Here is a 13,346-nt window from a genome sequence, read left to right as displayed (position 1 = left end):
CCCGACATACGGTAAGCTGTAGCTTGGGTTAGCGCAGCGTAACCCAACAAACCATCTCCATTGACTGCCATTCATTCACCAACTTTTAAAGAACACCATGTCTAAAAATATCGGTCCAGAATACGTCCGCGCCATCGCCCCTTACCAGAGCGGCAAGCCGATCGCGGAAGTCGCGCGCGAATTCGGCCTCGACGAGGCAGCCATCGTCAAGCTGGCATCGAATGAAAACCCGTACGGCATGCCGGAATCGGCGAAGCAGGCGATGATCGCCGCCATTGATGACCTGGGCCGCTATCCGGACGCCAACGGCTTCGACTTGAAAGCCGTGCTATCCAAGCGCTACGACGTGCCGGCCGACTGGATCACCCTGGGCAATGGCAGCAACGACATCCTGGAAATCGCCGCGCACGCGTTCGTGCAGCATGGCCAATCCGTCGTCTACTCGCAGTACTCGTTCGCCGTGTACGCGCTGGCCACGCAAGGCCTGGGCGCGCGTCATATCGTCGTGCCGGCGCAAGCCTACGGCCATGACCTGGACGCCATGGCGGCGGCCATTGCCGACGACACGCGTCTGGTCTTCATCGCCAACCCGAACAACCCGACCGGCACCTTCCTGACGGCCGCGCAGCTGGAAGCGTTCCTGCAAAAAGTGCCGGCACATGTCGTCGTCGTGCTGGATGAAGCCTACAACGAATTCCTGTCCGCCGACGACCAGTACGAGTCGACGGCGTGGGTGCGCCAGTATCCGAACCTGGTGGTATCGCGTACCCTGTCGAAGGCCTACGGCCTGGCCGGCCTGCGCATCGGCTTTGCCATCGCCCAGCCCGTGCTGACGGACCTGATGAACCGCATCCGCCAGCCGTTCAACGTCAACTCGCTGGCGCAGGCGGCCGCGATTGCCGCCCTGAACGACAAGGCCTTCCTCGAGCAAAGCGCGCGCAACAACGCGGCCGGCTACCAGCAGTTCACGGAAGCGTTTGCGCAATTGGGCCTGGAATACGTGCCATCGCACGGCAATTTCGTGCTGGTGAAAGTGGGCGACGACGATGAAGCGGGCGCGCGCGTGAACCTGGCGCTGCTCAAGCAGGGCGTGATCGTGCGTCCCGTCGGCAGCTACGGCTTGCCGCAATGGCTGCGCATTTCCATCGGCCTGCCGCAGGAAAACGCCATCTTCATCGCCGCGCTGACGAAAGCGCTGGCCTGACGATATGACGACGCCTGCACTGAAAAAAATTGTCATCTTCGGCGTAGGCCTGATCGGGGGCTCGTTCGCGCGCGCCTTGAAACACGCGGGCGCGGTTCAAACCGTGGTCGGCATGGGCCGCTCGCCAGCGTCGATGGCGCGCGCGCTCGAGCTGGGCATCATCGATGAAATCGGCGGCGACATGGCGCAAGCCTTGCATGGCGCCGACCTGGTGCTGCTGGCCGCGCCCGTGGCGCAGACGGGCGCTATTTTGACGTCCATCGCGCCGCATCTGCAGCCGGGCACCATCGTGACCGATGCGGGCAGCACGAAGAGCGACGTGGTGGCGGCCGCGCGCGCGGCGCTCGGTGGCAAGGTGGGGCAATTCGTGCCCGGCCACCCGATCGCGGGGCGCGAGACGAATGGTCCCGATGCCGCCATCATCGACCTGTATCAAGGCAAGAAAGTGGTGCTCACGCCGCTGGCGGAAAACGCCGCGGACGACGTGGAACGGGTGGCGGCCGCGTGGCGCGCCTGCGGCGCCATCCTGCACACCTTGAGCCCCGAAGAACATGACAAGGTGTTTGCCGCCGTCAGCCATCTGCCGCATCTGCTGGCCTTTGCGCTGGTCGACGACATCGCCAACAAACCGCACGCGGGCCTGCTGTTCCAATACGCGGCCAGCGGCTTTCGCGACTTTACGCGCATCGCCGGTTCATCGCCGGAAATGTGGCGCGACATCAGCCTGGCCAACCAGCCGGCGCTGCTGCACGAACTGGACGCCTACCTGGCGCAGTTGACGACCTTGCGCGCCCACCTGGCCGCGAACGACGGCGCCGCCATCGAGGGCGTGTATGCGAACGCCCAGCACGCGCGGCAGCAATGGATCGAGGCGATTGAAACGGCGGAAGTACCGGCCGCGCCCACACGATAAATACTCAAGGATTCCAGCATGACCCAGACCAAGCACTACCCCCACCATATCGATCTGAAACCGGTGATGCACGCCGAAGGCACGGTGCGCCTGCCCGGCTCGAAAAGCATTTCCAACCGCGTGCTGCTGCTGGCCGCGCTGGCCAAGGGCACGACGAAGATCATCGACCTGCTCGCCTCCGACGACACCTTCGTCATGCTGACGGCCTTGACGTCGCTGGGCGTGAAATGGACGCAGGATGAATTGACGGGCGACCCGGCCACCGCCCACCAGGTGCACCACGTGGAAGGCTGCGGCGGCGTGTTCCCGCACCACGAGGCGGACCTGTTCATGGGCAACGCCGGCACGGCCATCCGTCCGCTGACGGCGGCCCTGGCCGTCATCGGCGGCGACTACACCCTGCACGGCGTGTCGCGCATGCACGAGCGTCCGATCGGCGACCTGGTCGACGCGCTGAACGCCGTCGGCACGCAGATCGAATACACGGGCGAGCAGGGCTTCCCGCCGCTGCGCATCCGCCGCGGCCACATCCACGCGCAGCGCATCGCCGTGCGCGGCAACGTGTCGAGCCAATTCTTGACGGCCTTGCTGATGGTGGCGCCGCTGATGGCGCGCGACCATGCTGTCACCATCGACGTGACGGGCGAGCTGATTTCGAAGCCGTACATCGAGATCACCCTGAACCTGATGCGCCGTTTCGGCGTGACGGTCGAGCATGACGGCTGGCAGTCGTTCACCGTGCAGCCGGGCCAGCAATACCAGAGCCCGGGCACGATCCACGTGGAAGGCGACGCCTCGTCGGCCTCGTATTTCCTGGCGGCCGGCGCCATCGGCGGCGGTCCCGTGCGCGTGGAAGGCGTTGGGCGCGACAGCATCCAGGGCGACGTGCGCTTCGTCGAAGCTTTGCAGCAGATGGGCGCGACCATCACCATGGGCGAGAATTGGATCGAAGCGCGCTCAAACGGCGTGCTGAAAGCCGTCGACATGGATTTCAACCACATTCCCGACGCGGCCATGACGATCGCCGTGGCCGCCCTGTACGCGGACGGCACCTCGACCTTGCGCAATATCGCCAGCTGGCGGGTGAAGGAAACGGACCGCCTGGCCGCCATGGCTACGGAATTGCGCAAACTCGGTGCCGAAGTGGAAGAGGGCGCCGACTACCTGCGCGTGACGCCACCGGCCGAGATCCAGGCCGCCACCATCGACACCTATGACGACCACCGCATGGCCATGTGCTTTTCGCTGGCCTCGCTCGATGGCGCCGCGCGCCGCGGCAACGAGATGCGCATCAACGACCCGAAATGCGTGGCCAAGACCTTCCCCGAGTATTTCGCCGCGTTTGCGGGGATTGCCAAAGACAGTCTTATTTAACCGAAGGCAAATTTGGGGTCAGACCCGTCGGGTCTGACCCCAGCTCTTGTTTTTGGGTTTAGTTTTTTTAAAGTGACAAAATAATGCCGACCTCCCACATCCCAGTCATCGCCATCGACGGCCCCACCGCTTCCGGCAAGGGCACGGTGGCGCACCGCGTGGCCGACAAGCTGGGCTTTCATTACCTGGACTCGGGCGCGCTGTACCGCCTGACGGCCTTGAGCGCGCTGCGCCGCGGCACGGACTTGCGCGACGAGCACGCGCTGGCCAAGCTGGCCGAACACTTGCCTTGCCACTTTGCCAATGGCGAGATCCTGCTGGCGCAGGAAAACGTTACCGAGCAGATCCGTGCCGAAGAAGTGGGCAATACGGCGTCGAAGATTGCCGTGTTGCCAACGGTGCGCCAGGCCCTGGTCAGCTTGCAGCTGGGCTTTCGCAAGACGCCGGGCCTGGTGGCCGACGGGCGCGACATGGGCACGGTGATCTTCCCGCACGCCCAATTGAAGGTGTTCCTGACGGCCAGCGTCGAGGCGCGCGCGCAACGGCGCTACAAGCAATTGATAGACAAGGGTTTTTCTGCTAATATGGAAGACCTTCTGATGGATTTGCAGGCGCGGGACGAACGTGATACTCACCGTGCGATTGCGCCGCTGGTCCCTGCGGAAGGGGCGCATGTCCTCGATACGTCGGAAATGACGGCAGATGTTGCCGTTGAAACCGTGTTGAAATGGTATGCCGCCGCAGCAAAATAGCGTGTTGTTGTGCTATGTGGTGCCCGTTGACGGCTCCTGGCCTGTCCGGGTGTGTCAAAAACCTAACCCAGTTTAAGTCGCATCGTGCGATCTCTGCTGGATAACCTGTGTGAACCCTATGTCTACTGTTACAACTAACGAATCTACCGGTATGGAAAGTTTTGCTGCGCTCTTCGAGGAATCGTTGTCGCGTCAAGATATGCGCTCCGGCGAAGTTATTTCCGCTGAAGTCGTGCGCCTCGACCACAATTTCGTGATCGTGAACGCTGGCCTCAAATCCGAAGCATTCATCCCTGTCGAAGAATTCAAGAACGACCACGGCGAACTGGAAGTCAAAGTTGGTGACTTCGTTTCCGTGGCGATCGAATCGCTGGAAAACGGTTTCGGCGATACCATCCTGTCGCGCGATAAAGCCAAGCGTCTGGCTTCGTGGCTGGCTCTGGAAAAAGCGATGGAATCGGGCGAAATCGTCGTCGGTACCGTCAATGGTAAAGTCAAAGGCGGTCTGACCGTGTTGACCAACGGCATCCGCGCATTCCTGCCGGGCTCGCTGGTTGATACCCGTCCTGTCAAAGACACCACCCCATTCGAAGGCAAAACCCTCGAATTCAAAGTGATCAAGCTGGATCGCAAGCGTAACAACGTGGTTCTGTCCCGCCGCGCCGTCATCGAAGCTTCGATGGGCGAAGAGCGTCAGAAACTGATGGAAACGCTGAAAGAAGGCACGGTCGTGACCGGCGTCGTCAAAAATATCACCGACTACGGCGCGTTCGTGGATCTGGGCGGTATCGATGGCCTGCTGCACATCACCGACCTGGCATGGCGCCGTGTACGTCACCCGTCGGAAGTTCTGACGGTTGGCCAGGAAATCACCGCCAAAGTCCTGAAATACGATCAAGAGAAAAACCGTGTTTCGCTGGGCGTGAAACAACTGGGCGACGATCCTTGGACCGGTCTGTCCCGTCGTTACCCACAAAGCACCCGTCTGTTCGGTAAAGTAACGAACCTGACCGACTACGGCGCGTTCGTTGAAGTGGAACAGGGTATCGAAGGTCTGGTACACGTTTCCGAAATGGACTGGACGAACAAAAACGTTGCTCCTAACAAAGTTGTCCAACTGGGCGACGAAGTAGAAGTGATGGTTCTGGAAATCGACGAAGAGCGTCGTCGTATCTCGCTGGGTATGAAACAGTGCAAAGCCAACCCTTGGGATGACTTTGGCGTTACCCACAAGAAGGGCGATAAAGTCCGCGGCGCGATCAAATCGATCACCGACTTCGGCGTGTTCATCGGCCTGGCCGGCAACATCGACGGTCTGGTGCACCTGTCCGACCTGTCCTGGACCGAAACCGGCGAAGAAGCCGTGCGTCGCTTCAAGAAAGGTGACGAACTGGAAGCCATCGTTCTGGCCATCGACGTTGAGCGCGAGCGCGTTTCCCTGGGCGTCAAGCAACTGGAAGGTGACCCATTCAACAACTTCGCAGCCATGAACGACAAAGGCTCGCTGGTAACCGGTACCGTTAAATCGGTTGAGCCTAAAGGCGCCGTGATCCAACTGTCCGAAGAAGTTGAAGGCTACCTGCGCGCTTCCGAAATCTCGCGCGACCGCGTTGAAGATGCTGGTACGCACCTGAAAGTCGGCGACACCGTTGAAGCAATGGTGCTGAACATCGACCGCAAAGCCCGTGGTATCCAACTGTCGATCAAAGCGAAAGACAACGTTGAAACCCAGGAAGCCATGCAGAAGATGGCAGCTACCGACAACAACGCAGCTTCGGGCACCACCAGCCTGGGCGCCTTGTTGAAAGCTAAGTTCGATAACAAGAACTAAGACTTCGCGGATACTGGCAGATGACAAAGTCCGAGCTGATCAACCGCCTCGCTGAGCGTTATTCTCAGCTGGTGGCGAAAGATGCGGAGTATGCCGTCAAGACCATTCTCGATGCGATGACCAACGCCCTGGCGACTGGTCAGCGTATCGAGATCCGCGGTTTTGGCAGTTTTGCCCTGAACAGCAGGCCCCCGCGCATCGGCCGCAACCCGAAATCCGGCGACAAGGTGATGGTTCCCGAAAAACGGGTACCCCACTTCAAACCGGGCAAACAGTTGCGCGAGCGCGTGGACGCGATGGTCGGGCAACCGATCATCGAGGATTAATCGTCTGCTGGAAGGCGGAAAATAAAGAGCGGCGTCCTTGGATGCCGCTTTTTTTTGTTAATATGCTGTAGAGCACTGCTTAAACCTACTGTGCGGCGCGCTTTGCGGCCGGCGATGCTCACCGTACTTCAGTACGGTTGCGCTTCTCGGCCACAAATCACTGCCGCTCGCTACGGTTTGATCAGCACTCTACGTTTGCGCCATTTGCCATTTGCCATGTCGCACTGGTATTTTTTTGTTCACTCTGGACCTATCGATGAAAATCATCTCCACCATCGTTGGCTGTGTTCTTTTCGTCCTGTTCTTCAGTTTTGCGCTGAAGAATGCGCAGGTTGTCGACCTGCATGTTTTCCTCAATTATGAAATTCGCGGCCCCCTGGTCCTGATGCTGCTGGGCTTTTTTGTCGCTGGCGCGAGCCTGGGCGTACTGGCCCTGACGCCGACCGTGTTCCGTCACCGCCGCGAAGCGACCAAGCAAAAAACCACCATTGCCGCGCTGCAGACCGTTGGCGTGGCCAGCAATGTCCAGCCGCAACCGGACAGCGTGAGCGCGCAGTAAGCGCCGCCGTCGCTCCTATCTCTCTTACTCGAATAAAAACAATCGCATGGATTTTGAACTCTGGTGGCTCTTGGGTATCCCGATGTTTTTCGCGCTGGGCTGGATTGCCGCGCGTGTGGACATTCATCAACTGGTGTCCGAATCGCGCAGCCTGCCGCGCAATTATTTCAAGGGCTTGAATTTCCTGCTCAATGAGCAGCATGACAAGGCCATCGACGCCTTCATCGAAGTCGTCAAGCTGGACCCGGAATCGGCCGATATGCACTTCGCGCTGGGCAACCTGTTCCGCCGCCGCGGCGAAACGGAGCGCGCGATTCGCGTGCACCAGAACTTGCTGGCGCGCCCGGACTTGCCGCTGGAACAGCAGGGCCACGCCGCCTACGAGTTGGGCATGGATTACCTGAAGGCGGGCTTGCTGGACCGCGCCGAAGAAACCTTCAACAGCCTGATCGACACGCAATATGCGGCCCAGGCGCGCCGCGCGCTGCTGGAAATCTACCAGCGCGAAAAGGAATGGCCACGCGCCATCGAAGCGGCCGTGGGCTTGCAGGAATCGGGCGCCGGTGCGCGCCAGAAGGAAATCGCCCAGTTCTATTGCGAGCTGGCGCATGACGCCCTCGTGCACATGAAGCCGGACGATGCCATGCCGCTGCTGGAAAAAGCCCTGCAGACGGACCGCAAGAGCGTGCGCGCCACCATCCTGACGGGCGACGTGCTGCTGGCGCGTGGCGACGTGGAAGGCGCGCTGACCACCTGGCGCCGCGTGGAGCAGCAAAGCGTGCCGCACGTGGCCCTGGTGGCGCAGCGCCTGATGGATGGCTATACCAAGCTGGGCCGTCCACAGGAAGGCGTCAACCTGCTGCGTTCCTACCTGGAAGAGGCGTCGTCGATCGACCTGATCGAAGTCGTCTTCAAGGCCGTCATCGAGCTCGACGGTGTGGAGGCGGCGAAGCAGCTGGTCAGCGCCGAGCTGCGCCGCACGCCGACCCTGCTGGGCCTCGATAAACTGCTGGAAGCGCGCATGATGGACGCGCCGGCCGCGATCTGGTCCGAGCTGTCGATGGTGAAAAACCTCGTGCACGGCTACACGCAGAAGCTGGCCCGCTACCAGTGCAGCCACTGCGGTTTCAAGGCCCGCCAGTTCTACTGGCACTGCCCTGGCTGCAACAAGTGGGAGACTTACCCACCACGCCGCACAGAAGAACTCAATGTCATGAACTGATTCGTACACGTCACCTTGCCCTGAGCAATGTGGCGTGTACTTCTATGTAAGACCTGCTTTTTATCCATACGGTACATCCATGAAAATCACTATTATCGGCACCGGCTATGTTGGCCTCGTGACCGGCGCCTGCCTGGCGGAGCTGGGCAACGACGTCTTTTGCCTCGACCTGGACGCACAGAAGGTCGCCTTGCTCAACAGCGGCGGCATTCCCATCCATGAACCGGGCCTGGAAGAAGTCGTGGCGCGCAACCGCGCCGCCGGGCGCATGACCTTTTCCACCGACATTGAAGCGGCGGCAGCACACGGCGTGATGCAATTCATCGCCGTCGGCACGCCGCCCGACGAAGACGGCTCGGCCGACCTGCAATACGTGCTGGCTGCGGCGCGCGGCATCGGCAAGTACATGACGGACTTCAAGGTCATCGTCGACAAGTCCACCGTGCCCGTCGGCACGGCCGAAAAAGTGCGCGCCGCCATCCAGGGCGAACTCGATGCGCGCGGCGTGGCCGCCACGTTCTCGGTCGCGTCGAACCCGGAATTCCTCAAGGAAGGCGCGGCCGTCGAAGACTTCATGCGCCCCGACCGCATCGTCATCGGCGTCGACGCCACGCCGGAAGGCGAACGCGCGCGCGAACTGCTGAAAAGCCTGTACGCGCCGTTCAACCGCAACCACGAGCGCACCTACTGGATGGACGTGCGCTCGGCCGAATTCACGAAGTATGCGGCGAACGCCATGCTGGCCACGCGCATCTCGTTCATGAATGAACTGGCGAACCTGGCCGACAAGGTCGGCGTCGACATCGAAGCCGTGCGCCACGGCATCGGTTCCGACCCGCGCATCGGCTACAGCTTCCTGTACGCCGGCTGCGGCTATGGCGGTTCATGCTTCCCGAAAGACGTGCAGGCGCTTGAGCGCACGGCGCGCGGCCACGGCCAGGAATTGCTGATCCTGCGCGCCGTCGAAGCCGTCAACGACCAGCAGAAGCAGGTGCTGGGACGCAAAGTGGTCACTCGCTTCGGTGAAGATCTGACGGGCCGGCATTTCGCCGTGTGGGGACTGGCCTTCAAGCCGAATACGGACGACATGCGCGAAGCGTCGGCCCGCGTGCTGCTGGCCGACTTGCTGGCGCGCGGCGCCACCGTGGCTGTGTACGACCCCGTCGCCATGGCCGAGGCGCGCCGCGTACTGCAGCTGGACTTGACGCCGGAGCAATTGGCCAAGGTGCGTTTTGCCGACAGTTCGAAGGATGCGCTGCAGGACGCCGATGCGCTGGTCATCGTGACCGAATGGAAAGCATTCCGCAGCCCCGACTTCGAGCAGGTCAAGGCGCGCCTGAAGCAGGCCGTGATCTTTGATGGACGCAATCTGTTCGAGCCGGCCGTCATGGCCGAGAATGGCATCGAATACCACGGGATCGGTCGCTCGATCCTGACGCGCGCATGAGCGCCCAAGAGGTGGTCGCCTTGACGGCGCCAGCCGCATTGGCCCAGGTACGCCTGCTGGTGGTGGGCGATGTGATGCTGGACCGCTACTGGTTTGGCGACGTCAGCCGTATTTCGCCGGAAGCGCCCGTGCCCATCGTGCGCATCGAGAAGCGCGAAGAGCGCCTGGGCGGTGCTGCCAACGTGGCGCGCAACGCGGCCGCGCTGGGAGCGAAGACGAGCTTGCTGGGCGTGGTCGGCGACGACGAGGCCGGCAGCCAGGTCGAACGCCTGCTCGAGGGCGGCGGCATCCACAGCTATCTGCAGCGCGATGCGGCCATTTCCACCATCATCAAGCTGCGCGTGATCGGCCGCCAGCAGCAGATGCTGCGCATCGATTTCGAGGATGCGCCCAGCGATACGGTGCTGCGCGACAAGCTGGCGCAGTTCAATGCCCTGTTGCCGCACTACGATGTGGTGATCCTGTCGGACTACGCCAAGGGCAGCCTGGTGAACGTGGCCGAGATGATCAAGGCGGCCCGTGCCGCCGGCAAGATCGTCATGGTCGACCCGAAAGGCGATGATTTCAGCCGCTATACGGGAGCGTCAGTGCTCACTCCGAATAAATCGGAACTGCGCCGCGTGATCGGCAACTGGAGCACGGAAGAGCAATTGACGGAACGCGCGCAGCAGATGCGCGCGCAGCTGGGCCTGGACGCCTTGCTGCTGACCCGTTCGGAAGAAGGCATGAGCTTGTACACGGCCGATGAGGTGCTGCACATGCCCACCGATGCGCGCGAAGTGTTCGACGTCTCGGGCGCCGGCGACACGGTGATCGCCACCATGGCGGCCATGCTGGGCGCCGGCATGGGCCTGGGCGAGGCCGTGCGCACGGCCAACCGGGCCGGCGGCATCGTCGTCGGCAAGCTGGGCACGGCCACCGTCACCCGTGACGAGCTGTTCCCGCAGTAACTATGCCGCTGTATTCCGCATATCACCTGCGCCAGTCTGTTTGATCTGGCGCAGGTTTTCCCCTCCTTCCGCTGTCCCGTCTTGTCAACCGTATCACGCCACAGCCGTTAAAGCCGTTAAGGCGCTGCTCTTCCCTTGCGTTCGAGTCAACTTGAAACCACACCACGGAGAGATACCCATGTTCAAAAAAATACTGCTGGCCATCGCCACCTTGATTGCGACGATGGGCTTTGCCTTTGCCCAGGTCGATGTCAACAAGGCGGACCAGGCGGCACTCGACAGCGTCAAGGGCATCGGCCCCGTCACGTCGAAAGCCATCATCGATGAACGTGCCAAGGGCGGCGCCTTCAAGGATTGGGCCGATTTCGAAACCCGCGTGAAGGGCATCGGCCCGAAAAGTTCCGTGAAACTGTCGGAAGCGGGCTTGCAAGTGAATGGCCAGTCCATGTCCGGCGCGCCAGCGGCGCCCGCTCCGGCGCCGAAAGCTGCCGCACCTAAAAAGGAAGCTGCTGTGAAGGAAGTTGCAGCGAAAGAAGCCGCAGCGAAGCCAGCTGCTGCGACCGACACCGCTGCGGCGCCAGCCAAGACAGCCGCTGAAACGAAGAAAGAAGCTGCTGCCGCGAAGAAAGAAGCCAAGGCCGCCGCTGCTGCCGCCAAGAAAGAAGCCGCCGCCGCCAAGGCCGTGCCTGCCGCCGCTACCGCGCCAGCCGCCGCCGATGCCGCCCCCGTGAAAACGGCGGCCGAAACGAAGAAGGAAGCGGCTGCCGCGAAGAAGGCGGCTACTGCAGCGAAAAAAGAAGCCAAGGCTGCGGAAGCGGCTGCGAAGAAGGAAGCCAAGCTGGCTGCGGCCGATGCGAAGAAGGCCGAAGCCGAGAAAAAGTAAGCGTGTTGCTGTAAGGCGTGCTGCGTGGTGGTGCCGCGCAGCACGAGAAGAAAACCCCGCGTGGTACCGGCCGCGCGGGGTTTTTTTATTCTGCAGCCGGGACTTCCCGCTTGCCAGTGCGCCGGAATGGCGCCACCAGTTGGCCCGCCAGCGTCTTCGGCATGGGCGCTTCGATGCCGCAGGCGGCGGGCCAGGCGCGCGGCAGGTGATAGGTGCCGAACAGCCGGTCCAGCACGGGCAATGTGGAAGCGTAGTTGCGGTTGATGTGCTCGAACTTGCTGTGGTGCCAGTGGTGGAAGGCGGGCGTGGCCACCAGCCATTCCAGCGGGCCGAAGCGCCAGCGCAGGTTGGCGTGGATGAAGAAGCCCCAGACGGTACCGATCAGCAACAGCAGCACGGGGGCGGCGCTGCCTGCCGCACCGGGTCCTGCCAGGCCCAGCAGATACAAAGGTGTCAGGCCGAACAGGCGCGTGACGACCATGTCGACCGGATGGGTGCGGGTATTGGCGAGGAAATACAGCTGTTCCGTGCTGTGGTGCACGGCATGGTAGCGCCATAGCCATGGAATTTCATGGCTGAGCCTATGCCCCCAGTAAGTGCCGACTTCGCCGATCAGCAAGCCGAGCAGCAGCTTGCCCCACAGGGGCAGGGCAGACAGGGTGGCGGGGATGGCGTCCGGCAGCAAGCGCTGGCCAGCGATGGCGACCAGGGCCAGCGGCACGGCCAGCAAGGCGGCCGGCAGCAGGCTGCTGATGAAATAAAAGCCCAGGTCGCTGAACAGCTCCGTGCGTGAGCGCCCCGCATGCCGTTCGCCAAAGAAGCGCTCGAGCGGCACGAAGATAACAGCCAGTAACACCAGCCACAGGCTCAGGCGCAGCACGTCGATGACGATGCCGGGCAGCTGGGTTTGCAGGGTGTGCAGCAAGCTCATTTTGCTCCATCAAGCAGTAAGCAGTGCTGCTGTCTCAGGCCGCGACGGCAGCCTTGCGGCGGCGCGCCATAAAGCCCAGCAAGCCCAGGCCGCCGATCAGCATGCCCCAGGTCGACGGTTCCGGCACGGCCGACACCAGCGACACGCCATCGAGCAGCATGAACGGTGGCGCGCCCGTCGGGCTGCCCTTGGCCATGAACGACAGCAATTCGCTGCTGTTTGCGGCCGTGAAGGTCATGCTGGTCTGGTGCCAGCCCGTGAAGCCCTGGCTGACGTTGGCGAGCGAGGCCGTTTGCTGCTTGCTGTTGCCCAGCGCAACGTCCCAGTAATTGACCAGGTTGTCGCCACGGAAGCCCACTTGCTGGCCTGCGCCATACGAAAAGCTCAGGGTGTACGCCTGGCCGGCCACCAGGCCGCTGACCAGTTGCGTGACGGGACCTGGGAAATAATCCCAGTCGGCCGCCAGCACATTGCCGCCCGTGGGACTGACGCCCAGGCCGTTTTTCGGGCCGCGGCCGCTGTAGGAATTCGGACCCCACAAGGCCAGCGCCGTCTTGGCGTTGGTGTCGTCGATGTTGTTGCCGTTCAAGACGAAGTTGTAGCCTTTGCTGGACCAGTCGGTCAGGTAGGTGCGGTCGTCGCGGGCGTAGTTGCCTTCGTTCAGCTGTTTCGAAGTGCCGTTGCTGGTCAGTTCGAAATCGCCATTCTTGACCAGGTTGGCCGTGGCGGCCTGGGCGGCAGTGACGCACAGGGAAGCGGCGGCCAGCGCCAGCAAGGTAAATGTTTTACGCATGATAAAGCTCCAAAAGTGACAGGATAGTGTTGCAGTCTGTCGGCGAGCTTTTGGCCAACGTTCGATTCAATCGCGGAAGGGGCGAGAAAGTGTTTCAGAGACAACGGTGGTGTCTTGTTGACGCGATTATAGCAGCGTTTGGCAAAACGGCATCTAACATG

General features: G+C 62.0%; 13 protein-coding genes. 11 read left to right on the top strand and 2 right to left on the bottom strand.

Features of this window, described 5'->3' with window-relative positions:
* Nucleotides 1-97 precede the first annotated feature (97 nt).
* The 11 genes from hisC (at nucleotide 98) to KO538_RS18265 (ending at nucleotide 11,461) form a co-directional block, all read left to right on the top strand.
* Nucleotides 98-1,204, top strand: a complete 1,107-nt coding sequence (gene hisC / locus KO538_RS18315) for a histidinol-phosphate transaminase (RefSeq protein WP_034751805.1) — start codon at nucleotides 98-100, stop codon at nucleotides 1,202-1,204.
* A 4-nt stretch (nucleotides 1,205-1,208) separates the two neighbouring features.
* Nucleotides 1,209-2,117, top strand: a complete 909-nt coding sequence (locus tag KO538_RS18310; RefSeq protein ID WP_219329240.1) for a prephenate dehydrogenase/arogenate dehydrogenase family protein — start codon at nucleotides 1,209-1,211, stop codon at nucleotides 2,115-2,117.
* 18 nt (nucleotides 2,118-2,135) lie between these two features.
* Nucleotides 2,136-3,491 (top strand): 3-phosphoshikimate 1-carboxyvinyltransferase, encoded by a 1,356-nt coding sequence (aroA, locus tag KO538_RS18305; RefSeq protein WP_219329239.1) that lies wholly within the window; start codon nucleotides 2,136-2,138, stop codon nucleotides 3,489-3,491.
* Nucleotides 3,492-3,574: 83 nt separating this feature from the next.
* Complete coding sequence (gene cmk, locus KO538_RS18300; protein ID WP_046682679.1) at nucleotides 3,575-4,243, top strand: (d)CMP kinase; 669 nt, start codon at nucleotides 3,575-3,577, stop codon at nucleotides 4,241-4,243.
* 118 nt (nucleotides 4,244-4,361) lie between these two features.
* On the top strand, nucleotides 4,362-6,074 hold the full coding sequence (gene rpsA / locus KO538_RS18295) for a 30S ribosomal protein S1 (RefSeq protein WP_071650172.1): 1,713 nt from the start codon (nucleotides 4,362-4,364) through the stop codon (nucleotides 6,072-6,074).
* Nucleotides 6,075-6,094: 20 nt separating this feature from the next.
* Complete coding sequence (locus tag KO538_RS18290; RefSeq protein WP_008446215.1) at nucleotides 6,095-6,400, top strand: integration host factor subunit beta; 306 nt, start codon at nucleotides 6,095-6,097, stop codon at nucleotides 6,398-6,400.
* Nucleotides 6,401-6,656: 256 nt separating this feature from the next.
* Nucleotides 6,657-6,959, top strand: coding sequence for a lipopolysaccharide assembly LapA domain-containing protein (locus tag KO538_RS18285; RefSeq protein ID WP_034751796.1), 303 nt, complete (start codon nucleotides 6,657-6,659; stop codon nucleotides 6,957-6,959).
* Between the two features lie 46 nt (nucleotides 6,960-7,005).
* Complete coding sequence (gene lapB / locus KO538_RS18280; RefSeq protein WP_034751794.1) at nucleotides 7,006-8,181, top strand: lipopolysaccharide assembly protein LapB; 1,176 nt, start codon at nucleotides 7,006-7,008, stop codon at nucleotides 8,179-8,181.
* A 79-nt stretch (nucleotides 8,182-8,260) separates the two neighbouring features.
* The gene (locus KO538_RS18275) at nucleotides 8,261-9,628 is read left to right on the top strand and encodes a UDP-glucose/GDP-mannose dehydrogenase family protein (RefSeq protein ID WP_072454428.1); all 1,368 of its coding nucleotides are present in this window, start codon (nucleotides 8,261-8,263) and stop codon (nucleotides 9,626-9,628) included.
* On the top strand, nucleotides 9,625-10,578 hold the full coding sequence (gene rfaE1, locus KO538_RS18270; protein ID WP_051991229.1) for a D-glycero-beta-D-manno-heptose-7-phosphate kinase: 954 nt from the start codon (nucleotides 9,625-9,627) through the stop codon (nucleotides 10,576-10,578). The genes KO538_RS18275 and rfaE1 overlap by 4 nt, the downstream gene beginning before the upstream one ends.
* A gap of 178 nt (nucleotides 10,579-10,756) precedes the next feature.
* On the top strand, nucleotides 10,757-11,461 hold the full coding sequence (locus tag KO538_RS18265; protein ID WP_219329238.1) for a helix-hairpin-helix domain-containing protein: 705 nt from the start codon (nucleotides 10,757-10,759) through the stop codon (nucleotides 11,459-11,461).
* Between the two features lie 85 nt (nucleotides 11,462-11,546).
* Here the strand turns inward: KO538_RS18265 and KO538_RS18260 are convergent, their stop codons facing one another.
* Both KO538_RS18260 and KO538_RS18255 read right to left on the bottom strand, forming a co-directional pair.
* Entirely contained in the window at nucleotides 11,547-12,392 is an 846-nt protein-coding gene (locus KO538_RS18260) for a sterol desaturase family protein (RefSeq protein ID WP_219329237.1), read from the bottom strand.
* 34 nt (nucleotides 12,393-12,426) lie between these two features.
* On the bottom strand, nucleotides 12,427-13,185 hold the full coding sequence (locus KO538_RS18255; RefSeq protein WP_219329236.1) for a PEPxxWA-CTERM sorting domain-containing protein: 759 nt from the start codon (nucleotides 13,183-13,185) through the stop codon (nucleotides 12,427-12,429).
* Between the last annotated feature and the right edge of the window lie 161 nt (nucleotides 13,186-13,346).

The sequence above is a fragment of the Janthinobacterium sp. NKUCC08_JDC genome (genome assembly GCF_019345575.1).
GTDB lineage: Bacteria > Pseudomonadota > Gammaproteobacteria > Burkholderiales > Burkholderiaceae_D > Janthinobacterium > Janthinobacterium aestuarii.
Note: the sequence above shows the minus strand (reverse complement) of the source record. Positions and strands in the feature narration are given on the sequence as shown.